At 45.1% G+C, this 22,625-nt stretch carries 16 protein-coding genes; 2 read left to right on the plus strand and 14 right to left on the minus strand.

Annotated elements, in window-relative coordinates; genetic code table 11:
* Nucleotides 1–62: 62 nt before the first annotated feature.
* The 5 genes from L5M37_RS19860 to L5M37_RS19880 form a co-directional block, all read right to left on the minus strand.
* Nucleotides 63–1,130 (minus strand): DUF3150 domain-containing protein, encoded by a 1,068-nt coding sequence (locus L5M37_RS19860; protein WP_011711539.1) that lies wholly within the window; start codon nucleotides 1,128–1,130, stop codon nucleotides 63–65.
* Nucleotides 1,131–1,308: 178 nt separating this feature from the next.
* The gene (locus L5M37_RS19865) at nucleotides 1,309–1,704 is read right to left on the minus strand and encodes a hypothetical protein (RefSeq protein WP_011711540.1); all 396 of its coding nucleotides are present in this window, start codon (nucleotides 1,702–1,704) and stop codon (nucleotides 1,309–1,311) included.
* Between the two features lie 344 nt (nucleotides 1,705–2,048).
* Nucleotides 2,049–2,246 (minus strand): hypothetical protein, encoded by a 198-nt coding sequence (locus tag L5M37_RS19870; protein WP_259560879.1) that lies wholly within the window; start codon nucleotides 2,244–2,246, stop codon nucleotides 2,049–2,051.
* A gap of 313 nt (nucleotides 2,247–2,559) precedes the next feature.
* On the minus strand, nucleotides 2,560–2,931 hold the full coding sequence (locus L5M37_RS19875) for a hypothetical protein (protein ID WP_037426830.1): 372 nt from the start codon (nucleotides 2,929–2,931) through the stop codon (nucleotides 2,560–2,562).
* A 516-nt stretch (nucleotides 2,932–3,447) separates the two neighbouring features.
* Complete coding sequence (locus L5M37_RS19880) at nucleotides 3,448–5,247, minus strand: ATP-dependent helicase (protein WP_263201689.1); 1,800 nt, start codon at nucleotides 5,245–5,247, stop codon at nucleotides 3,448–3,450.
* Nucleotides 5,248–5,397: 150 nt separating this feature from the next.
* Between L5M37_RS19880 and L5M37_RS19885 the strand changes: the two genes are divergently transcribed.
* Nucleotides 5,398–6,237, plus strand: coding sequence for a hypothetical protein (locus L5M37_RS19885; protein WP_263201690.1), 840 nt, complete (start codon nucleotides 5,398–5,400; stop codon nucleotides 6,235–6,237).
* A gap of 48 nt (nucleotides 6,238–6,285) precedes the next feature.
* Here L5M37_RS19885 and traN read toward each other — a convergent pair whose 3' ends face one another.
* The 4 genes from traN to L5M37_RS19905 are packed head-to-tail and all read right to left on the minus strand — an operon-like array spanning nucleotide 6,286 to nucleotide 13,514.
* Nucleotides 6,286–10,581: a conjugal transfer protein TraN gene (traN, locus tag L5M37_RS19890; protein ID WP_263201691.1), complete on the minus strand. Its 4,296-nt coding sequence runs from the start codon at nucleotides 10,579–10,581 to the stop codon at nucleotides 6,286–6,288.
* Nucleotides 10,582–10,583: 2 nt separating this feature from the next.
* Nucleotides 10,584–11,735: a TraU family protein gene (locus L5M37_RS19895; RefSeq protein ID WP_050991310.1), complete on the minus strand. Its 1,152-nt coding sequence runs from the start codon at nucleotides 11,733–11,735 to the stop codon at nucleotides 10,584–10,586.
* The gene (locus L5M37_RS19900) at nucleotides 11,732–12,970 is read right to left on the minus strand and encodes a TrbC family F-type conjugative pilus assembly protein (RefSeq protein WP_239642740.1); all 1,239 of its coding nucleotides are present in this window, start codon (nucleotides 12,968–12,970) and stop codon (nucleotides 11,732–11,734) included. The genes L5M37_RS19895 and L5M37_RS19900 overlap by 4 nt, the downstream gene beginning before the upstream one ends.
* A 37-nt stretch (nucleotides 12,971–13,007) precedes the next feature.
* The gene (locus tag L5M37_RS19905; protein WP_037426844.1) at nucleotides 13,008–13,514 is read right to left on the minus strand and encodes a S26 family signal peptidase; all 507 of its coding nucleotides are present in this window, start codon (nucleotides 13,512–13,514) and stop codon (nucleotides 13,008–13,010) included.
* A gap of 74 nt (nucleotides 13,515–13,588) precedes the next feature.
* On the opposite strand from L5M37_RS19905, the gene L5M37_RS19910 reads away from it, so the two are divergent.
* Nucleotides 13,589–14,014 carry a hypothetical protein gene (locus L5M37_RS19910; protein ID WP_083848303.1) on the plus strand — a complete coding sequence of 142 codons (426 nt, stop codon included), beginning with the start codon at nucleotides 13,589–13,591 and terminating at the stop codon, nucleotides 14,012–14,014.
* A 140-nt stretch (nucleotides 14,015–14,154) separates the two neighbouring features.
* Here the strand turns inward: L5M37_RS19910 and L5M37_RS19915 are convergent, their stop codons facing one another.
* The 5 genes from L5M37_RS19915 to L5M37_RS19935 all read right to left on the minus strand — a co-directional run bounded on the left by L5M37_RS19915 (nucleotide 14,155) and on the right by L5M37_RS19935 (nucleotide 22,584).
* On the minus strand, nucleotides 14,155–14,607 hold the full coding sequence (locus L5M37_RS19915) for an RES family NAD+ phosphorylase (protein ID WP_037426858.1): 453 nt from the start codon (nucleotides 14,605–14,607) through the stop codon (nucleotides 14,155–14,157).
* Nucleotides 14,604–15,065 carry an antitoxin Xre/MbcA/ParS toxin-binding domain-containing protein gene (locus L5M37_RS19920; RefSeq protein ID WP_050991311.1) on the minus strand — a complete coding sequence of 154 codons (462 nt, stop codon included), beginning with the start codon at nucleotides 15,063–15,065 and terminating at the stop codon, nucleotides 14,604–14,606. The genes L5M37_RS19915 and L5M37_RS19920 overlap by 4 nt, the downstream gene beginning before the upstream one ends.
* A gap of 133 nt (nucleotides 15,066–15,198) precedes the next feature.
* Complete coding sequence (locus L5M37_RS19925) at nucleotides 15,199–19,443, minus strand: Ig-like domain-containing protein (protein ID WP_263201692.1); 4,245 nt, start codon at nucleotides 19,441–19,443, stop codon at nucleotides 15,199–15,201.
* Nucleotides 19,444–19,628: 185 nt separating this feature from the next.
* Nucleotides 19,629–20,534 (minus strand): thioredoxin fold domain-containing protein, encoded by a 906-nt coding sequence (locus L5M37_RS19930; protein WP_259563910.1) that lies wholly within the window; start codon nucleotides 20,532–20,534, stop codon nucleotides 19,629–19,631.
* Nucleotides 20,535–20,589: 55 nt separating this feature from the next.
* The gene (locus tag L5M37_RS19935; RefSeq protein ID WP_259563911.1) at nucleotides 20,590–22,584 is read right to left on the minus strand and encodes a helicase-related protein; all 1,995 of its coding nucleotides are present in this window, start codon (nucleotides 22,582–22,584) and stop codon (nucleotides 20,590–20,592) included.
* Between the last annotated feature and the right edge of the window lie 41 nt (nucleotides 22,585–22,625).

A 22,625-nucleotide genomic window follows, 5' to 3' on the forward strand; every position in this document is an offset into this window, starting at 1 on the left:
CATTAAAATAAAAGGGTGAGTCTGCCCCATGGGGACAAAACTCACCCCCAAGGGTTTAAAAATTAATTAAAAAACGCAGCAAAAGCGGCATCTAACTCGGCACTTAATTCCGAGTGCTCCACTTCTTCAGTCACTTTTGCCGTTGTAACTTCCGTTTCACCACTGTCTTCTGTGGATCCGCGTAACGCATGTAGCAACTGAGCGACATCTTCATCAATCTCAGCCATAGGCTCGTTAACAATTTCAGGCTCAACCATCGCTTCCAAGCCTAGTTCGTCGTATGACGTTAACAGAGTTTCAAGCGCGGTTTTGTTGCTTAATGACGTTAGTAACAGCCGTAACAAACCTAACGATTTGCTATCCAGTTGCCCATTCTTAGGGAACGAGTTGCGCATCTCATTGAGACATGCCGCAAGTCCGACCCAAGTATCAGAAAGAAAACTGAAGTTCGCCGCCTTTGCTTCCATATCAGCAAGGAATGAAATTGCCTTTTGACCAATCACGTCGCCGCGACCAATCTTATTCAACACATCCTCTGACAAATCCGCAAATTCTTGAAGCAGCTTTTTATCCAAGTGAGTATCAGCAGCAGCCGATTCATCATCGGACATAGAACCGATAACGATAGACATTGGTGGGCTCATGCTCATATAGAAGCGTGATTCCACGTCACTGACAGTAGGCGCATCACGGCGAATGAATCTTGCCGCTTCAGGATGTGCCGCACACTGGTTATCCAGCAGCTCTTCGTAATCTTTCACGAAGGCTTCTGCTTCCTCATTAAAAGCACGCTGAATTGCTTCAAAGCGAATTTTTAAGGTATCGAACTCACTCTCAGGGACTAACCACCCACCCCAAACAGGAATGCCAGCAGTATCCATGAGTCGCTTAGCTCTCATGTAATATTTACTGACGAATTTGAGGGCTGATTTATCAACCAAGAACTTACGAGGCTTCTCTGTGACTTCTGACACGTCCCCACCTTGATCATCAAATACCTTTGATGATTTCTCTGACTTCTTGCCCGAAAAGGACGAGAAATCTAAAGACAGATGGAGACCTTTTTGGCCTTGCAATGAAGCAATTTTGGCCTGACGTGCAGCGATGTTACCTGCGGTATTAAATTTCATGACTCACTCCAAATATGCCCGTTAGGCATAAAAAAAGGGTGAGTCTGCCCCGGGGGGACAAAACTCACCCCAAGGGTTAATAAATTGATTTGTTCACCAGCTGCAGCAGTCAAACTCCGTTAGCGTTTTATGGCTCGGATTCTACTGATGCAATTGGATATGCTGGAGCGATACTGACTCAAAATAGTGCCAATGATTCGCCCCAAGAAATAGTCTGCCAAACGCCTTCGCCATTTCGCAATTGCGATTGCTGCTTAGTGCGTTTTTTAGACCAAGTTTCGTTGTTGAGCTTTATTCTGGCATTGACGATTTCAACTGGGTCAACGACGTCTAAGACACCATCCCTCAGTAAATCACAATCTAAACCAGCATAACGACAAGCAACTAGAAACTGCTCTGAAAACACCCAGTCAAGAATGTCTTCCGCTTCAGTCACCGAATCTCTCAGTAACTCCAGATTTGCAGAAATGATTCCGTCCCAAAAAGCGCGACATTGTTCAGCGCTCCAATCAACAGATTCATGAATGCCTAATTCACCCAACGATTTCTCGCGGGTTTGATATTTTTTAGCCATACCCACTCCAAATAAATAAGTTGCGGGTACGGCCCTTTAGTGGGCAGAACCCACAAGGGAAAAAATGCTTAACGCAGCATCAAAGCGCCCTTTCGGGAGATTGTGATGGTCAAACTAGATGCTCTAGTAGACGCACCACAACCAAACAACAACTCGGCAATTAAATTCCAGTTTCGCGTAGGCGATTGGAATACTGATGTTCAGCGCTTAATTGGGAGTTGTTGTGAGGAAGCATGGAGTGGTACTAAGCAAAATAGGCTTGAAAAAACCCACTTTGGTTAGTTGTGCCAATCAGCACCGGCACTGATTGGCTGACACGTCCGTAAGACGGTCTTACTAGCCGGTTAGATAACACCTAGAGTTTCCTCTGGTGACAGAATGTTTTGAGATTTTGCCCAAACTGATAAACGCTCAGCCAGTTCGCCATGATCACTGCTGCTCACATCAAAACCAACCTTGCTTGATGTAATAGCAACACATTTTTCAGACGCGGTAACGAGCACATTCAGATCAGAGTAGAAAATCGCAGATAGTGTAGACATAAGTAAAATTCCTGTTTATAGAGTGTCGCTAGTGCTGTCTATTGCGAAAGAGCATTAGTGACACCCCATAAACAGTCCTAGAGGACGCTTAAGTGATGTCGATTTACAGTGGTTAATTTGGCATTACCAAACTAGGCCCAATCTCTCTAATACAGGTCTAACTAAAAACAGATAGATAGTCATAAAACCCATAAAGATTGCCGCAAATACGATAGCGTCCATAGTCTCACTCCAGTTTTAATAAAATAAAAAAGAAAAGGGGTGAGAACGCCTTTTAGGGCAATTCATCACCCCAAAAAGGTAGGTTTGTTAATCAATGTAACAAGTTGAATAGATTCCGTTTGGCCAAGCGTGTACGTGCGCCAGAGTCAAGCAAGGCATACGTAAAACTGTCTTGAAGCTCTAAAGGGAGTCGATTCATTAGTTCTTTAAATGTCGCAACCATCTCTGATTTCAAAGATTCAGCCGCAGATAAATAAAGGGTCCCACACAACTCACCAGCTAAATCAGCATGGAATTTGGCGTTTTTTTGAATTTTTGAATTGACATCACGAAACGGAGAATCGTTAAGCAAGGCAATCTGAGCTGAAGCAGTTTGAATCTCGCCTTCAGCGTCACAAAGTGTGATTTTTTGATTAAGGGTGATCTGATGCAGAACACTCTCGGCCGAAAAAATACTATTCATAGTTCACTCCAATAATTAAAAATTGGGTGAACAATCCCTGTGGGGGAATATTCACCCACAAGGGAAGATATTTAGAAAATCTAAACATCTGGTTTCAGGTCGCTAATCTGAATTGAGTCTGAGTCCGAGGCTAACGGAGACTTTTGGTTGCTGCGTAGCAACACCTTTTGAACTAAACGCCGAATCTATCTAACTGAATTTTTCAGTGATAGATTTTTCGTAAAGAAATGGAAAGCTGATATTCAGCGAGCCAGACGTTTAGGTGGGAGGTTCGGTTGCGCAATTGCACTAGGAAATCGTTATTTCCTAGTGAAACTGGAGGTAAATCAGAAATAGCTAAAGCCACCGATACGAAAGCCATGAACAGGTGTGTACATCATGGCCCTGAAAAGAATGCCTACTGAAAAGTAGAACACTTAGAAAGGCGAAGGTCATCCGCCTGCTTACACATTATTTTAATTTCGTAAGCTTGTCAATCTGTGTTTATCGGTGTTACAACAATTAGACTTTTCCACCTTATGCGGCGTCAAAATCGTCGTCATCGTCTTCATATCCAGACTCCAGCTCTACAACCCTTTCATTGTTAACCTCGTACAGAAACTCACTGGGCTCACTGGTGTAACTCATAGTGAGCGACGAGATAGCGCGAGTCATGGCCACATACATTAATCGACGTTCTTCCGCTATCTTACCCCCTGCTAACGCCTCTTTGCTCGGGATGGTTCCTGTGTCGCTCCCCACTATCCACACGTTGTCGAACTGCAAACCTTTTGAAGAGTGCATAGTGATCAATGACAGCTTAGGTGCGGCCTCTTCTGATTGGTCTTTGCGCTTTTTGCTGTCTAACGAAGACTTCAGATGCGCAATACTTTCGCCCAGGCTCTCCCAGTGACGTCCAGCAATGACATCACCGACGACTTGAGCATGTTTTTGGTCGCGCTTATCGAGGTGTATGACTAACAATTTAACGATAGATTGCATGTAGGTTCGCTTCGCATCCTCACGCCCTGCTGGTATGTCATGCCAGCCTTCAGCTAATGAGTGGAACTTTTGCAGGTCAGCATGATGACCAATCTCCGCATGTTTAAGGCCGCCAAAGGTCGTTTTCGCCGTCCGGCATAAACCTATAATTCTTGCCGTTTCCGCCTCTGGCACTGACAAAGCCGCCAAAGCCCGATGTAGGGTATGGTCATCATGTTTGCCTGAAATCACAGAGGCAATTTGAATCAAGCTGTAGGGTGCAACGCCATCAAAAAACGACTTACCGCCGCGTCGATTGTACTCAATGCCATGACCCTGAATAACCGTTTCAACGCGGTCAAGGATGGCATTGTTCCTCGCAATTACTGCCCACGTATGAGGCTCTTTGCTCACCGCATCTAAAATCCTGTTGAGCTGGTTATCCATCGTGCCAGACTTAATGATTTTGACAGTCCCTTGCTCTTCCCTAACCGCATTCATCGGCTTATCAATCCTATCGGGGTTATTGAACTTAATCAGCATCCCCGCTCGATTCAGGATTTCCTTTGAGCATCTAAAGCAGTCTCTCAGCACGTAAGCATCTGCGTTAAACTCTGACTGAAAGGCCACCATATTGTCGTATCCTTGACCACCCCTGAACGAGTAGATAGCTTGATCGTCATCACCAACGACCACCAGCTTTTTACCAAGCAGCGCGTGTTCACGTAGCCACATGTATTGCAGTGCATCGGTATCTTGAAATTCGTCTACCAGAATATGCGTAGCCGACACAGGGGGGATTTCCCTTTGCGCCAGCCAGCTCACGGACAGTTGGCATACGACGTTAAAATCCGTCTTGCCCTGCTTAATAAGCATATCTTTGTAAAGCTCGTACAAAGCAACTTCTGTGTCACTATACTCTTTTGACAGGTCTTGGCTTCGGCCCATTTCATCAAACAGCCTAACAACGTCCGGCACCTTAAATCTGAACTTATCAATGAGGTCTAAATGGTCAGCTTCATTGAGCACCGACTTAACGAACAGCATTAACTCATTGGCCATTAATAACCGGCGATTAAGTTTGCCGCGAGTCATCGCTAACGCAGTTGAATGAAAGGTACTGATAGTTACCCGTTCCATAGCTCGTGGGGTAAGGGCGTGAAGCATTCGCTCAGTGAGCTCAACACGAGCCGCATCCGTGAAGGTGAGTAAATGGACAGAATAGGCGCCATCTCTGGACAGTAAACGCTTAGTCAGCTCTACCAAAACATAGGTTTTGCCGCTTCCAGGTAATGCACAAACAAGGGTATTGTCGTCACGCTCGATGACTAACCCCTGATCTTTTGTTGAGCCCATTTAAACTTCACCATTAAATTTATGTGTTGTCCGAATGATAATTTTCACAGGCAAAACAATCAACCTTTAACCACTCATATTATATTTCAAGAAATTTGCCAAGTATTAAGCCTGTGTTAACATTGTTGGTAATTCTATCAGGAGTTCACCATGAAAAAGACCTACTCACTTGCCGCTGTTCTTGCTTGCACCGCATTGTTCTCTGGTTGCGCGTCAACACCAACTGACAAATCAGCACCTAAAACAGTCTCTCAACTCGATATTAAATCTGATGATTCTTTTGCATTTAAAGTTTTCAAGTTGGGTCATGGGGGGCATGGAAACATCAAAGACAAAATTGTTTCTGATGCTGAATGGGAGAAAATTAACGGTTCTAGCGGCTCGGTTGTCGCAATGAACGCGGCAGCTGGCGCAGCTGGCTTAGGTGTGATTTCTGGTTCCGGCCTATCTGGTGGCCTATTAAATGCGGGTCTATTTTTCTTAGGTTCAGGGGAGATCCCACCTTTACCAACATTTATGTTTTATCAAATTGTGCCAGCAGAACAGATGGAACAAGCAAAAGGTGACTTAATCAAAGCCTACTTGCCAGATGGTCAGAAATTTGAACTCACAGCTGGAGTTGATGGCAGAACTGTAGTGCTGGTTGATTCGAATTATTCAGATTTACCATTACCCCAATTCAAAGGTAAATTTGCGGCATTGAGCATTTCTACAACTACCTTGCTTAGTGGGGCTGAATTGAAATCATTGCTGAATATTGGTGATGGAAGCGGTAGTTATGCGATTTTAAAGTTAGGCATTGGTTCTTGTTACCAAGTTGAGAGCAGCAAGTTATTAGCTCAGACCTTTGAATATCCATCCTACTTTTATATGCCACCAAAGGCACCTAATTCACGCAAAACCTGTGAGTCTGTTGATAAATCATTGACTGATTATCCATATATCATTGACGTTAATACCAAAACTCAGCGCTTCTTCGTCAAAATGTAATCTTATCCCCGCAACCATTTAACAAAATACTTGCGGGGTTTTGTCACTTTAGATTGGGCAAGATGGTGGTCTTGGGAAACCAGAACAATCTAGGTTAGTAGCAGGGGAAGCGTTTTCAAACGCTTCTCTAACTTTTACACCAGTATCCACCCCTAACTGATTTTTAATCCTGTCATCGGCGCTGTCTCGCGCATCGGGGTTAACTATGGCATCTTCACCCGTTTTTTCCATGTCAGGCTCAGGGAACATACCAGATTCAGTCATTAACCCCACCCACTCACTGAAGTCTACTTTTCCTAGGTCGATATTCGATAATTCGTCTAGGGTTAATCCACGACACATTTCGTTGTCATGCCATGACACTGGATTATGGCCAAGTTGAACTATCACCTGCTCCATGATAATTCGAGCTAAGGTACTCTTGAAACAGCAATACTCGTTGTGCGCCTTATCAGTACATATCCCTAATGTCTTTTTACAAGGGACCTTGCGGACAAAGAAGCACTTGCGCTCTTTCAGCTCGGTCCCCATTTTCAGCTCTTCCTCGTCACATGCCGTTAGAATCGTATAAAGCAATTTGAGCATGTTATAAATGGTGTAAAGCATCATCACGAAAGAAAGCGCTGCTATGAGGTTACTTACAACACCTTCCATAGCCTGTGCGCCAGCACCTTCTGCTAAAGCACCTGATTGCTCTTTGGCTACTTCAACCCCTAGCGCTTCAGCCCCAGAAACTATAGCTTCCTGCATCGCCTGCGGCATGACATCATAAACCCACTGGTAGATTTGAGTTTTTACCGTATCGATTGAGGTAGCCAAATCCGTAAAAAAGTCAGTAACAACGGATCCAGCTTCTCCTGATACGGTAGTTGTCGCATTACCTGCTGTAGCAGTAGCTTCAGACGAAAAGGATTTACCTAGATAATCCCATGCACCTTTTGCAGCCTCCGTCGCTGGTTTAGTTGAGTCAGATACCCAATCGACGGCATCATTCCAACCACTTTTTACCATGCTCCAGCCTTTTTTGGCATATTCCCCGCCTAAATACTCATTCACCCACGCGTTCTCACTGGACACTGCGTTTTGCCCAGCTTTAAAGGTCATTAATGACAGTTTAAATAAGTTGGATGTGGTATCGGTGCCTTTGGTGGAGCAGCAGTCATTTACCTTGAGTTGATCCCAACTACATTGCTCAACACTGCCGACGAACACTTGGCAGGTATCAGGATTAGTTGGGTCAGTACATGATGATCCGTTATCTAACTCGTTAATCGCCGCATACATCGCCGCGGTTTGAACAAAGTCTGTATTGGTCTCTTTAGCTTTTGTCTCGCAATTTCCATCAACGCAAGATGCATCAGTGAAACAAGTATTATTCTCCACGGTTTCGGTTTTAGTTATGACCGAACCGCTTTCGCAGCGATACGTGACATCCCAACCAAAACAGGTATTCGTTGCTGAATCTAGCCAACCTTCCGCACACGTAGAGGATTCAATACTGCACTTTTCATCTGAAGTGTACTGGGTACATTGGTCACCCATTGTGCGAATGTCAGAATAACCAACTGAACCACCATTAAGCGGTAATCGATTTCCCTTGAGAGGATCACACACATAATCTTCCATATGTGCGTACATGCAAGGGGTAAGACCATCATCACCCTCATATAAGGGGTCTAAGTTGACCAGTGCAAACATATCCTTGGTTTTTTCTAGTGCGTCGAGCACTTGTTGATCCGAGGTAATATCACGAAGCACTTCCCAATGAGCCAGATAGAGTGGCGCATTCGCACGTTTGGTCCAATCCTGTGAGGTATTCCCTCGACCAATGATAATTCGACGCTGCTTTAATGAGTCAAAGCTTCCACCATACATCTGCTTAGCGTTAAATATCTGACCATTTTCATTGTAAAACCGAGATGTCAGACCATTGTTAATTTTTACAGCGAAGACAGACCATTTGTTCCTCTTGGGTAAGACGTTTACAAACTCTGTCCCGTACATTCCTGGGCCACTATAGATACTGTGGGTTTGGAATCCGATGCCTTCTTTACACACCCATAGACCGTCATCGTTTTTATTATCGCCCTCGGAGTCAGTGGTGCCAACTATGTTACCGCAGTTTGAATTAGTCCCATTTGCCAAACTTGGTTCAAAATCCCTACGCATAACCATTAATACTACGTCATTTGCCCCGGAAACTGCCTGAACACCCGGAGCTCCTTCAATATCCGATAGATTCAGAACACCACCGTTGTTGATTAACTCTGAATCTAACCGAGCATCGCATTTCCAATCAGAAGCCGTACAAAAACTGTCAGGCGTTGACAACGAAGCCTCGCATCCTTCAGGCGACTCAACAATGTCCTCAACCCAGTTAGCAAGCAAATCCTGATCAAAATTGAGAGTGATACTGGTATATCCTTCCCCCAGATGTTTTACGGATAGCATCTGCTCGACTGTCAGTGTGCGATTCTTTGCCAATGCTTTTTGAAACGGCACAGTCACATCAATGGGGGTCGCGGCGATGGTATTACCCACATCGGAACAAGACTGCCCATCGAGTGGGAACGTCGAAGATTGATTCAGAATTGTGTCGTTAACTGACAATTTAAAATAATCGTCGTACCTCGATTTTCCGATAGTCGCGGAAACAATGTTTATTCCGTCAAGCAATCTGAACGATGTTGCATTGCGATAAACTTTACACGTACCGTCTTCATTGTCCGGCAGAGCATTATTAGTTTCATCACCCAAAATTATTGAAATACAGCGCTTACCGCAATAGCCAAACCCACTTCCAAAAATTTTATTCTCGTTAGGTGGCGTTAAGATTCGTTCTCTATTACAGCTTGAAAGATTGTTTCTGTTTGGCTTGAAGCATTCTTGAATCGTATTTTTAACCAGTGAGTCATCGATAGTAGTTTTGGTGACAGTATCAGTCGAACAATCTCCGAAAAATTGTCCTCCACTACCATTAAGAATGTTTTGCTGTTCCTGTGATCCAGATTTAAGGAATGAAGCATCCTTTCCAATAGTGTGTGGCGGGTTCTTGTTTTGAGCATCAAGCAAGGTTAGATAAGCATTGGCACTATGATCTTGCGCATCATTCGTTTCATCTTGATTTGCCCCAACAACGGGCTCTGACTTTCCATAAGCCGTGTTTCGCTCAACGGCCTCTTTAATCGATTTTTGTTGCGCCTTTTCGTCCTGATAAGTACCTGTTGCAGATACGTTGTAACCGTTATTGGAGTCAAGCCCGAGCATATCAGCATTGGTCATATTAGATGTGGTCATATCTGTTTGACCAACATTCCGGTAATTAAGCTTAATATTGTTAGTTGTACCTCCTGGCAGCTCAATGGCGCCTACCGCGGATTTGCCAAAATCGCGGCCCATCTGCATAAAGTAATCAGGATCTGATAAGTTTCCCTTCGCCGTAATACAGGTATTGCTGTAGGGATCTAACTCTTTTCCTGCTGGGCAGCTGGTTACTGTACCTGACGTGCTCACGCATGAGCCATTCTTATACGACGTTCCTGCTGGGCAGCTCGGGGCCGTCCCAGGTGAACACTGACCGCCATCTTGGTAATAGCCGGACGGACAACTTACCGTAGACGGGGTTGTTTGCACTTTCACACAGTTGTCATCACCGGCAGGGGTGTAACCCGTTGGACAGGTGGAGACCGTACCTTCGTAAAGAGTGCGCTTACAAGTAGATTCATTCTGCTTTTGCCAGCTTTGGTCAGGCAGTGACACAGTGACTGTCTCGTCTTTTTTACAGAGTCCGAGGTCTACATAGGTCTGGGGACAGATTTGCTCAACCTTTTCAGAGGCTCCGCCCTCATTTGGACACGTTTTTCCCAATGGAGTTTGTAGCTTAAAACAGATCCCATTGCTATATGTCGTGTACCCACTGGGGCAATTCGCTAATGAGGATGCGCTTTGCCTTGCAGAGCAATAATTGGGATACAGTGGGTCTTGATAATTCCACGATTGCTGGATATCGAGCCAGTTAGTCCCAGTGGGGCAACTGTTAATCGTTGTCCGGGACTCATTTTTGGCGCATGTTTGTAAGCCATCAACAGTGGTGACGGAATAACCAGCTGTAGGGCATGTCACTACTGGCGCTGCATAGGTGTACTTAACACAAGTGCCATTTGAATAGCTCCACCCTGTTGGGCAGGAATACTGAAGAGATACTGGCAATGGGAGATCTGCAAATGCAGGGCTACTTGTGAGAAATAGCGCCAGAAAACTCATAGTTAAAATATTGAATAAGTAAATGCTTCCTATTCCGTAAGAGATTGCCTTTTCCCACCACGTAACCAGTTTATCTTCCATTGTTATTGAACCCTCACACAGCAATCGGTGTATCTGAAAATTGAATAAACCGCGTGTTGGTCTTTTCCATTACCAGGAGACTTTCTACCTGAACCCCACCAAATCGTAGGCCAACCGAGAGGGTGACAACATTCATCCCATGAACCATCTAGGGTTGATTTATTTTTATCTTCGCTGTTGTCGTAATTGCCAGTTTCAGGATTTTGTAGATCCTCAATATTAAAAGCCTTCGTGGGTTTCACAGCTGATGCTGCTGCAGGATTAGCTTCAGGAGACGGATACATCATAGAAATTTTGTACTGCGCCTTAGGGATCATTGGACTGTACTCGGCGTTACACATCGCCTCTTTACCGTAAGTTTTTCGCGCTAACCCCCTGCGATGTAGCGCAGCAAGTGAACGAGTCGTGATTAACTGAGTATTGCGGATAAAATCATTGTCGGCCCCAATAAAGCCGGTTAATGGATACAAGGGACCATCTAAACCAGCGCAGAACCACAGTGCCTCGTTAGCACTGCCGCTACTAGCAGTGATCATCCCATCGGCAACACAAATGGCGCGGCCAACTGGATTCGCAATCGGAATTGCGTCAGGAGTGAACAGAAATGATAGCGCCGAGTTTTCGTAGGTGACATCGAGGATTGACATGTACGCAATATCGAGGTCAAAGTAACCAGGGGATGTGTCGCACTCAGGCAACAAGAAAAGACCTAACATCTTGAAAACCGGATTGATGATGTAGTTGTAATGTAAGAACGATACCGTTTCGGCAGATTGAGTTTCTGGGTTGGATGCCCTCCCCCGCATCGTCATGTCATTTTGTAGCAAGGTTCCACCCAGCGTTGGACTGCACCATGGCGTTGCAGAGACTTCAACTAAATGATCAGGTGACCAGTAACCCAGAGATACCCCAAGCTCCGGCACACCCAGAGCATCCGAGCATGAGCATAAACGACTCGAATTAGCCCCTTTAGGCACATTGTCCGAGAATCCGGCGAGGTTAAAAGGTAGCGTACATGACCAGCAAAAAGAGTTAATCAGGTTTGAGAAATAGCCAGCATCGGGGCAAACCGAGTCCGGCTTACTGTTCGCACTCACATTTACGGACATCATGGAAGCCAGAAAAACAGCTACTTTTGCGAACTTCTTCATCATTTGGCACCGCCATTTGGAGCTACTAATAGTGTCGGTAATCCCGCATTACTCAGAGTTCGTTGACCAATCTCAGTGACGCGGATTTCTCCCTTAAACAAATCAACCAATGCGGGTAAATGCTCAAGCTGAAAACGAGACACCATCGTCGGTTGCATCAAGTACAAGCGACGGCCTAGTTTTGTCTGCAACCGGTTAAATTCGGTTAAATCGCTACCGGCCGGCAGCGCAGATAGCAGCACGTAAACTTGCTTGTGCTCAGTCACGGAAAGTACATCATTCATCCACGCCAGCTGACGTTCACTGGTTGGGTCAATCATGAATAAGCGGGTTTCCATTTGGAGTAATGCTGTAGGATCTACAACATCACCGGCCTTGGCAAAATACTGGCCATCCGGCGTTGTTTGGTCTTGGGTAAAGCGAACACGCGGGTCAATTTTGTAACGCACATCCTCGTCTTTAAGGCTCTCTGTCAACTGAACCTCTTTACGGTTAACGAATCGGCTAACGGCCTCGTGCTTTTTCTCTTCCCAATCTACTTTTTTGAGCTTCTGTTGGATAAGTTCGAGCATGTCCATCTCAGTAATGTCGTAAGTGTCTGACAACTTCCCGAGCGAGCCGCTTTGCAACAAGCCTTCGGACTGCTTAACGAAATCTTCTAATGACTGTAGCCCTGTCGCGGTAACCACTTTGCCACCGTTGCGATACACCATTGTTGGCGCTACTTCGACTGCATAGGTATTAAACAAACGAGGGTCTATGATAACTCTTGGAGTCACATCTAAATCTGCTTCATCTATCACTCTATGAATGGCGTTGGAGGCATCACGCAGACTTTCAGATTCATCTTTCAGGCCTCTAAATACGACTGTTGTTTTAACTTGGCTTTGAGATGCTGCTCTCAGCGCTGATTTCAGCGTGTATGCTGGCATACCGAATGAAGCGAAAATGAATACCTCTCCGTTTGCGGCTATCTCTTGCTGCACAACAGGCGTGACAGGTTCTGGCTTTGGCAGCACTTGATGCCTGATCGCATCGGCCTGCTGGGTGAGCATTTGTGCTTGTGAAATGTAAGATTGCTGCCCCCAAGCAGCGGGGAGGCCACCTTGGGGCTGCTGGGTATTGTTCTGCCTCATAGCCTCGATTTGGCTACGGACTTCATCCATCTGTCGTTTTGCATCCAGAATAAACTGCTGGTTATCGTCTGTAGCCATTGCATCGAAATAAATGGCAGACATCGTTACCGCCACAAACAAGCTAACAAGAAACTGTCTATTAGATAATGAGGTAAGCACGACCAATCACCTGCTGAGTTTTGATTGAACCAAAGAAACGACTGTCATAACTGCCAGGTTCTGTGCCTAACACAAAGATCCCGCCATTCTCTACAGTCCGAGTACCAATGAGCTTTTGTACATCGATATTCAGCGCATTCGCCGCATTGTCGATAGGTGCTGGGAACCTGTGTTTTTTGTTGGTCACACTAAACCTCCCTATTTCTACGAGGTCTCCTTCGACACCTGCCACTAACTTTATGATGTTGATCCCTGACGGAAGAATGTCGGTTTGAGGAGACATGAACATCACCAGCTCGCCGCTATTAACGTGTTTTTGTCGTGTGTCTACCACGAATACTGAACCTGGAATGCATTTATCGCTGTTGAGTACCAATATCAGTTTATAGCTATGACTAAACCACGTAGTAGCAGCTGTAATGACGGCAGCAATACAAAATGGAAGTAAATACGTGTGACGCCAGTGAGCCTTGTCGAATTTGATCATCTACACATTTCTATTAGTATACAGTTCATGTATATTACTAGACGGAATGCAGTTCAGCAACAACGAGAGCGGCGATGAAATCTACTGTGAATGACTTAGAGCTAATTTTGAATCAACTAGGAATTGACCCGACAACACTGATCCCAGTGAATATTACAGGTCTTACAATTGAAGAGTTGGACCGCATTTCCGCACACGTAGAATGTGGGAAGAGTTTTGTGAATTGCTGTAGAACTCAGAGCATATTGAATGCTGAACTTATAGTGCAAGGGATCGTGATTGTCGCGATAGGTGATAATTTAATCGCGCTAGATCATCGATGGTTAAAGCGTGGCGACTACTATTTAGACCCCACATTTAGTTTATTCAACAGCACCAGCAGCCCTAATGATACCTATGTTCTTAGCTACTTTATGCAAATTGAAGTTGCAACCGCAAATGCTGCTAATGATTCAATATCCGATATTTCGATCGATTCATTAAGCAAACTAGCTCAATAGTGAACAACCATCTTCCGTTTAGACCCATTTAACCGAGGCCTCAACCACCTCGGTTTTTTTTGGTTTGGGTTAGATTTTACTTGTCATAAATAAAATGAGAACCCGCTTAACCGAGTTGTCTATGCTAGCTAATCAACAACTTAAATTAGTCTTGGATCGATTTGATATTTTAAATCAACGGCATTCTTAACCGACTCAATTACAACTGGATTGGAAGGGTTGACCAACACATTGTGCTCCAAGGGCACAATAAACGAGGGCACCATCAGTCCAGCCGCCGATTCAGACTCTATAAACGAATCTCCAAGCCCTCTGGACATTATGTCGTTGTATCGCCACCCCTCGGCCAATTCGCTTTGTGGCAACATCATCAATTCACTTTCGGGCAATTCCAGTTCAAGCGTGACGAAGTTATCGAATCTTCGGGGTGAATTGAGATGCACTAAGACTTCTAGGATTGCTAGAGATAGTGTAGGAGAGGTATACACCATCGGTACTCCCAATGAGTTCCAGCGCCCCCCATACATTGCAGCCCCTTGTCCATTCCATGCAGAATCCACGTACTGCTTTGATACAATGCGATAGAGCTTCACATGTAAACTCCGTGCATTAATCTATTAATTAGACGAATGACATCTAATGTGCCCGACTCAGAGCCCATTAACTCAATTGGTCTTTTACCGTTCAATCCAATTGCGGGTTCATTGAGCCATTGAATAGCATCAGCCTTGTTTCCACCAAGCATCAAAGTTGCTGCTTCATACATTCGTATCATCCTTGCAAACGCTTCGCTTTCACTAGGTTTCAGTCGATGTTCTTTATCCTTTACCCGACGGGCGAAGGTTGCCCGGCTTAAACCGGCATACTGAACAAGGTTCGTAACGGGCATGGAAACGGCTTCGGCAAAGCGATTCACAACATCAATACTAAACCCATGATTTATTGCGTCACTTAGCACAGGGCCTTCGCCAGCAGGCAACCCCACTTTAGCCCAGATAGATTGATGTGCTTTAGGTTTTAATCTGAACTCACGTAATTGTTGAACAGCCATATCAATGACTCCTGCATTCCAAAATTATGATTAATTATCGCACTATACGTCTCATTTGACAAATTTTAATGTCTCACATGAAATTAGCATTTATAAAAAATCCCGCACTTGCGGGATTCTTTATTTGAACGGTTTAATATGTGTAATGTTTCTCAATAGAATTTGAGTAAGCGCCAGAGTCATCCACGCCTCTAGCGATAATCACAGCACTATAACCAGTTGACTTACTTACGTAAATATAAGATCCAATGTAGGGTGATACTTCACCGTTAATGTTCCACTCGTATTTCGCCATCTTACCATCTTCGTCAGTACATATCAGATCGAGTCGGAGAATGTTGGAATAATTGCTTTCCTTCACGTTACATTTGGGTTCTACGTTTTTGGCAACGGGGATTTCCATTTCGTACTCCCGTTGGATGTTGAATACGGATGTCATAACCGCTTTTAGTTTGTGAACACCCGCTTCAACACCACTTACCATCACCCTCAGATTGGTAGGCTCCACCAGCTTGCCATCTAGATACCAACTAACCGTGTTGATTCTGTCTAATGGATGTCCCATTTTGCCTGACAAGTTTGCTATCACGGTTAATGGCTCGCGCATCATAGTGTTGCTATAACGTGGCTCAATGCTCAACTGGGGCTCCGGCGCTTGGTTGGTGCCAATATAGCTTGAAACCACCTTAGCGTTTCCTCTGTTATCGGTGACCGTAGCTTGAACATTCTCGGTTCCCGCTTCCGTCACATTGAAAACCACTTGCTTATCTGACTTACGAACCACTTCAAATGTCTCAGGGATTTTCCATTCTACTGAGAAAGTCACTCCTGAATAGTAAGGAGGGAGATCTGTCGGTGTGTTAATCAACATTGAACCAGAAGTTGGGGCATAACTACTGTTCGTTTTGCTGATGATCTCAAAAGATGGGAAAGTATATCTCCATGCAGCAGGCGTTAACCGTTTCAGGTTTTCAGTCTCAGCCTGATACCCCTCTGCCCATGCTCTGACTTGTAGTGTAACCAGCTTATTAGTGACATCTGCCGCTGTTGGGGTGTAAGTAATAGATGGTGATAGAGTTTTAGTACCGTCCGGCAAAGTCCATTCAGTAATGATTGGAGTACCTGCGGCAGTATCAGCTAAGGTAGTTGTCACATCTAGTGTGTAGGGTACACCTTCTTCCATCGCTTTGATTACTGGCAACGACATTCTCACAGGTTGTAATCGTGCAGCACGTACAATCTTAGTAGCCTTCGAGAATCTAGCATCACCAGCCAGCTCAGTATTCACGTAAGCAGCGCGTGCATAAACGTTGTAGCGAGTATCGTTGTCCATTGTTAATGTAAAACTATCATCACCATTAACCCAGTTCACACCATCTAAAGACCATTGGACCTCCGTTGAAGTCAAGTCGATAGATTCGTCATTATCCAGAAGTTTGTACTCACCAGTTTCCCCACTATGCAATGCACTAACCCCTTCAATCTTCAGATCAGGTTGCTCGTACACCAACACCTCTTGAAAATCAGTGGTTGTTCTAATTCCACTGTATTTGTTCGCAATCTGCGCTCTAAATTGGTAGATCCCTTTTGTTGATAATAGGAGTTGAACAAAGTCTTTGTTAGTGGCAATTTCTTCCCACGTACCGCCACTATCTTTCGACATTTCCCAAGTCACGTCGCCTTTAGCACGACGGTCATTTAGTGTATTAGGTACGTATAGCAGTTGAGCCGCGAATGGCGCTTTACCCGCCATGCGCTTTATCTGGATATCTCCGTCAATAGCCTCACCTTTATAAATCTGGAAAAATGCAGAATTACTCTTAATCGTTTTTTGGTAATCAGCCAGTTTACTGTCCACAGTCACCAGAGCCACTAAGCGAGAACTGCCGATAGAAAAGTCCTTGAATGGGATTTCCGCAGATGCCACACCTTCACTGTTAAGCTTTAATGGCTCTGTTAGGTTTTGATAGCTAGTACCTTCTTTGTTTCGCGACTCCAATGCAATGACCGCAGACCAATCACCCATAGTCTCTTTATCGTAAGTCATTTTTCGAGTTAAGAAGTCCAGAGAGCCAATACTCACTTTAGCAGTGATCGTAGACTGAGTGTTTTGAAGTACCTCGGGGGTTTCTAGCTTCGCTACAATAGTATTAGCTGGCACAGTCAGAACTTTAACCTTCTTAGTGCCTAACGCGGTTTTGTCCCCAGTGTACTGAGCTTTTAGCTCAATATCTCTTGTGGTCCACAAGGCAGATGCCCCCACACTTAAAACTTTACCAATTCGCTTTTTAGACTGAGCTGAGCCTGATTGTGTGTAAGGGTATAACACCTGAGTGCCATCACTGCTAGTGATTGAAAAAGTTAAATCACCGTTAATAAACTCAGCTGACGTGGTGGTAATCACCCCACCATCAACTGTCGTCGTAAAAATGTCAGGTTTAAATTCACGGTATTTAGCAACAGTTACTACTGGCGGCTCCGGCTCAGTCACTTTAAATGCTTGCGAACCCACAAAGCTGAGCGCTTCTGAGTTTTTTCGGTTGATCATCCAAACCTTGTACTTAGCCTCGTTAAGTGAGGATGTACTGGTCGCTTTTTGGAACGTACCCGCGAGCACTTGCTGAGAGTTAGACCATTGAGAGCCTGTGCCATCAGGGAATTGTAGCCATTCAATAAAACAGCGATAATTTAACTGACCACCAGCTTTACGTGCCTGCTCAGCTGACGCATACATGCGACAACCAACCCCCTCGGTGTTTTTGAGTGGCATAGAGACCGCTTGAACACCTCTTCGATAGGTCTGGCTTCTGTCATCTATCTGCCATTTTACTGGCATATATCGAATTGAGACTTCCTGTACTGATGTGTTACCAGCATTATCCTGGACTACCACAGATAGTAATTTATCAGTATTGGGCTCTAATGGAGTATCTGGAGTTTTGAGCATTTTTAAATACTCAATCCCTTCATCAATACCATCTCCAAGAACTGATTGGCCATCCACTGACGCAGCAATCACCTTCCCCCCACCAGACATGGAATCAACAGCCGCAACGAGAATATCATCAAAGAAATAAATAGGGTCGGCAGCGTTAACAATGCCGCCGTTAGTGTTGTAAATCCTGATAGTTGGAGGATTTCTATCGATGTTACTGGACTCACCTACGACACCTTCCCAGGTGTTGCTGTAAGCGTCCGTCAACGTCGCGTATGGGATGTAAACGCCATCTGGAAGCGAAGACAGGTTAAACTCGAATGCCCATACATCGGAATGCTGCTCAACGAGCTTAGGGCTCAGCTTAAGTTCTCCCGTAGGTAAGGTAATAACATCGGTAGAGAGAATGTCATTTCCTGCCAGGTTATAGCTTGGTTGTTTGATTGAATACTGTGGATCTGGTTTTAACGTAATAGTCGCCTGTGGATGCCACCACGTACCGGATTTACCCGCGTGAGGGGTAGCTACTGTTAATAGCGCTTTTTCGTTCTCGATAGTTAGTGTCGTGCCGTCTGTAAATGTTTTAGTGATTGGCACCTCGTTACCCGAGGCCACCGCTTGCATCATATAATCGTCGAGTGTCGCGGTCCTGAAGTCCCACGCGAGATTGTATTGCGACTGATATTGGCCATTGATGGTTTTGAAATAACCATTATCCGAATCCACGCTCATGCTGTAGTTGGTTGAGCCCGTCGAACTGCTTGTGTCGGTGACAATAGTCGTGCCAGCTGTGGACATGGTACATGATGTGCTGCCAATCGGGATGGTACACGCCCCGAGACTCGGCGCATTAACTACTTGGGTATATGGCCTTGAATCGGTCTTAACTTGGACGGTTTTGAGGATGTTTCCCTTGCTGTTGCTGGTTACGTCCGAGCCTAACTGGATACCAGTGGTTAAGTCACTTACGATTTCAACGATGTTTGGGGAAATAGCTTGCGCCGCTTCCACAGTCATCGAGCCTGTTTCAACCAGCACTTTTTCACTGCCACTGCCAGAATAAATACTTACGGTATACCCGATGATGTTATTGCCAGAGTTATTAAAGTAACCCTGAATACCATCGCTGTAAGTGCTTAACCCTGATGGCAAGCTCCACTCCAGTAAACAGAGCATGTTACCTTGGGACTGCGTAAAGGCTTTTGCCGCCGCTACATCCGTCGTTAAGCTACAACCCGCACCGGTTCCTTGAGTTGGTTTGATTTGCACCTGCTGGACGTTAGCCACCACTCCTGAAGGTGGGGTCAAGACGATTTCGGGCATTTTTGCAGACAGTTCACCAGTGATGGTTACACCGGATACAGCTAAAGCGTTAAATGACCACGCCGATTGCGCTAGTATAAGTAGCGCTATGGCGGATTTACTGAAAATTAAGTCGCTCATTCTGAATCCAACATTTTTTTATGATTACATAGGTTATCAGAATTATATAAATGGATATATTTATTTACCCATTTTTTAAGCAATTAACGGGAATTTTGCGATGAATAAATGCACATTAAATTAATCAAATGAGTTTATGATACCAAGGAGATCCCATATTGGGATCTCCTTATGGAGATGGGAAATTAATTGACTGATGCGGAGAGTTGTAGCGAGTTTATGGCTTGGGAGATTGCGGCAAAGTTATTCACAACTTTGACCATTTCACCACCATTGCGATAAAACAGCGTTGGCGTACCTTGGATGCCCAGTGTACCCATGAGCTCAGAGTTTTGGATGATGGCCATCTTAGTTTCTGGGGTTGGTGTTGCAGTGGCATAAGCAGCTTTAGTTTGCTTCGCCTCTTCGTGCTTCCACACCGCCTCCTTACCGCCATCAATCATGGCTTGGATTGCTGGGACAGAGTTGGCGCTGATCCACGCTAACGGCACCAAGCGCACATCCAACTGTTTGCTTTCAATCTCGGGTTTCAAACGTGCGAGTAAGCTACTGCAAGCACTACAGAAGGGTTCAAAGAATACATAAATCGCTTTCTCAGCTGACGCTTGTTCATAGCCCAGTTGAATGTATTTCGCCGCAGTGAGACTTTGCCAATCCTGCTCAGTGTAAGTTTGCTGAGCAACAGGTGCGCGTTGTGCTCGACCTGCTTGTTGTGGCTGATTCCTATCGGCTTCGGAGATGCCCAGCGTCGTCGCCCACTGCTCCGTTAAGTTGACGCCATTCGCATCCACCAGACCACCAGCAATAACAAAGTCGCCCGTGCTCCAATAAATTTGTTTTTGACCACTCAGATCCACCAGCCAACCCGTGATATTTTGCGAACCGTCGGTGACACTCCATTTCTGGATCACTTTGTTATTGGCGTTACTGCTTAACAAAGTTGCTAGGGCCGGAGGGCCATCTTTGGCGACACCCGTTGGTAGTGATGTTTTATAGCTGTTGAACTGGCTCACTACCCAAACGAGAAGGGCAAGAGCCAAGATAACAATAAATGCGATGAACGATTTTTTACTTAACGATTGTAGTTTCATACCTTACCCATAAACCATAAAGCTCTTGAGTTAATAAAATTGTGTTGATTCTGACCTAACTTGAGGTATCAATCAACTCAATTGCATCGTTTAAATCATCAAGATTGATTTTGTAACCGAACAAATATCGCTGATTAACTCCCGTTTGCGAGCGACCTGATTTGGTTAAATCGCCAAATCCTCTCAGTTTCATGTCCTCAATCGCTAGCGTCACGCCATGTGAAATTTGAGAAATTAATTCAAGCCTATCCTTTGATTTTGGGCTTATTTCAAGGGGTAACAGTAAATCAAAGTACCCTACCCCTCCGTGCCTTGCTAAGCGCCCTCTAAGCTGATGGAGTTGGACGAGACCTAGCCTGTCTGGATTCATCACAATGCAGTGGGTTAACCCTTTAATCGTCAGCCCAGTTTCAACTAATGTCGTCGCTACCAGCACGTTTGCATCACCCGTATTGAGCGCATCGATTGCCGCAGCATTTTCTTCGTTTGTTAGCCCTCCATGCGCCAGAACTACCCCGCTACCATCCGGCAGGACGTGACGATTACTATGGATGAATCGGCACCATTTCTCGTATGCCTCTGTCGCATTCTGAATATCCGCAAATGCCTCACACTTGCTTTCATCTTTAAGGGCGCAAACGATCAATAACTTTTGGCCGCTTTGAAGCGTTTTTAACGCTCTTATTGCCAAGTCTCGACCTGCGTAATGCTCTAACAAACGACTCTCAATACGCTTATCTACGAAGCAATGCTTTAGCTCGTATACCTTCAGCACTCCATGTTTCAGCAAAGCCGCTGTTCGCGGTACTGGGGTTGCTGTCGATTCCAGTAAATGCGCCCCGTCAGCGCAAAAAAGCTCACGCTGTTCTACTGAAAACTTGTGCTGCTCATCCACGACGGCCAGATCAAATGTGAATGGCCACTGTTTGTGTATAATCGCCGTTGTACCAATCAACATTCGACATTGGGAAATCTCTTCAATGATCTCCCCTTCAATGACTAACGTCGGGCTGATGTCAGGGTAATACTCAGAGAACTCTCGATGTAACTGACGCGCTAAATTCGAAGTAGGCAGCATAATGGCCACTCGCCCACCAGCATCCACAACTGAGGCGGCACAGGTGCCAATCACACAGCTTTTTCCGGTGCCAACGTCACCAATTAACATCATGTGTTGAGATACTGCCGTGGTCATTTGCGCGACCATACTTAATGCCGCGGATTTTTGTTCCTCGGTCATTTGGAATGGTAACGATTTAATGCGGTTATCTATCGCCTCTGACTCAAACTGCAACGGGACACGCTTTACTCCCCACTGTGACGCCAATTTCTTTGCCTCTGCACCAATGAGGACTGCTGCTAACTTACTAACTTGCCGAATCCGTGCGTAACCTCGTTGAACACAATCGGGGAAATGGATCTCCTGTAACATCTGCTCGATGTTGTCACTCGGGGCTGCACCCAGAAATTGCTTTAGTCGTTTGTTACTTACAGCGGTAGCTGAAAGCAGCTCTCTAATCTTGTCAGCACACTCCTTGATAACATCACGTTCTGACAGTAAGCGGCTGAGGAAATCGATTACCTTGGGTTCCGCTTTGCTCCTTCCCTTGGCCAGTTCATAGCACACATGCAACCGCCCTAAATCATCGGGGGCAATAAACTCCTGATTTTTTAAAATCAGTTGTTGGTTTTGATATTCCGGTAAGCCATAGACATAGATAGGGTGATGCTGATTAGCCATCGCGAGCCCGTTGCTCAACGATTTTAGGTTTTCAGCTGTGTCGTAAACGAAGGTTTTCAGTCGGAACCCCTGTTGGTCTGTCAGCTCAACAATGATGAAGGGACTGCGTTTTTTAGTGCGTCCTAACTTGATGTCAGATACGGAGTGAATATGACCGCCGAAAAGCGTCATCCCAGAGAAGCCTTGATAGGGATTCAAGTCATATTGAACAAGGCGTAAATCTTTGTATTGCAGAGGCATTACAAGTCCAACTTGCCATAACTCAGTTATGCCAAACTTGGATAATTGCTCTAAAGACGTGTCTGTCATGCCCCAATCCGATTCGTGTTCTATGTCTCCATTAGATCACG

The sequence above is a fragment of the Shewanella sp. SM69 genome (assembly GCF_025653985.1).
Classification (GTDB): domain Bacteria; phylum Pseudomonadota; class Gammaproteobacteria; order Enterobacterales; family Shewanellaceae; genus Shewanella; species Shewanella oncorhynchi.

Coding starts and splice junctions, on each gene's coding strand:
- L5M37_RS19910 (WP_083848303.1), top strand. CDS start 13,589: ATGAAATCTACTGTGAATGACTTAGAGCTAATTTTGAATCAACTAGGA.
- L5M37_RS19905 (WP_037426844.1), bottom strand. CDS start 13,514: ATGATCAAATTCGACAAGGCTCACTGGCGTCACACGTATTTACTTCCA.
- L5M37_RS19875 (WP_037426830.1), bottom strand. CDS start 2,931: ATGAATAGTATTTTTTCGGCCGAGAGTGTTCTGCATCAGATCACCCTT.
- traN (WP_263201691.1), bottom strand. CDS start 10,581: ATGGAAGATAAACTGGTTACGTGGTGGGAAAAGGCAATCTCTTACGGA.
- L5M37_RS19885 (WP_263201690.1), top strand. CDS start 5,398: ATGAAAAAGACCTACTCACTTGCCGCTGTTCTTGCTTGCACCGCATTG.
- L5M37_RS19920 (WP_050991311.1), bottom strand. CDS start 15,065: ATGGCTGTTCAACAATTACGTGAGTTCAGATTAAAACCTAAAGCACAT.
- L5M37_RS19870 (WP_259560879.1), bottom strand. CDS start 2,246: ATGTCTACACTATCTGCGATTTTCTACTCTGATCTGAATGTGCTCGTT.
- L5M37_RS19895 (WP_050991310.1), bottom strand. CDS start 11,735: ATGATGAAGAAGTTCGCAAAAGTAGCTGTTTTTCTGGCTTCCATGATG.
- L5M37_RS19925 (WP_263201692.1), bottom strand. CDS start 19,443: ATGAGCGACTTAATTTTCAGTAAATCCGCCATAGCGCTACTTATACTA.
- L5M37_RS19900 (WP_239642740.1), bottom strand. CDS start 12,970: ATGTCTGCCATTTATTTCGATGCAATGGCTACAGACGATAACCAGCAG.
- L5M37_RS19860 (WP_011711539.1), bottom strand. CDS start 1,130: ATGAAATTTAATACCGCAGGTAACATCGCTGCACGTCAGGCCAAAATT.
- L5M37_RS19880 (WP_263201689.1), bottom strand. CDS start 5,247: ATGGGCTCAACAAAAGATCAGGGGTTAGTCATCGAGCGTGACGACAAT.
- L5M37_RS19935 (WP_259563911.1), bottom strand. CDS start 22,584: ATGACAGACACGTCTTTAGAGCAATTATCCAAGTTTGGCATAACTGAG.
- L5M37_RS19865 (WP_011711540.1), bottom strand. CDS start 1,704: ATGGCTAAAAAATATCAAACCCGCGAGAAATCGTTGGGTGAATTAGGC.
- L5M37_RS19930 (WP_259563910.1), bottom strand. CDS start 20,534: ATGAAACTACAATCGTTAAGTAAAAAATCGTTCATCGCATTTATTGTT.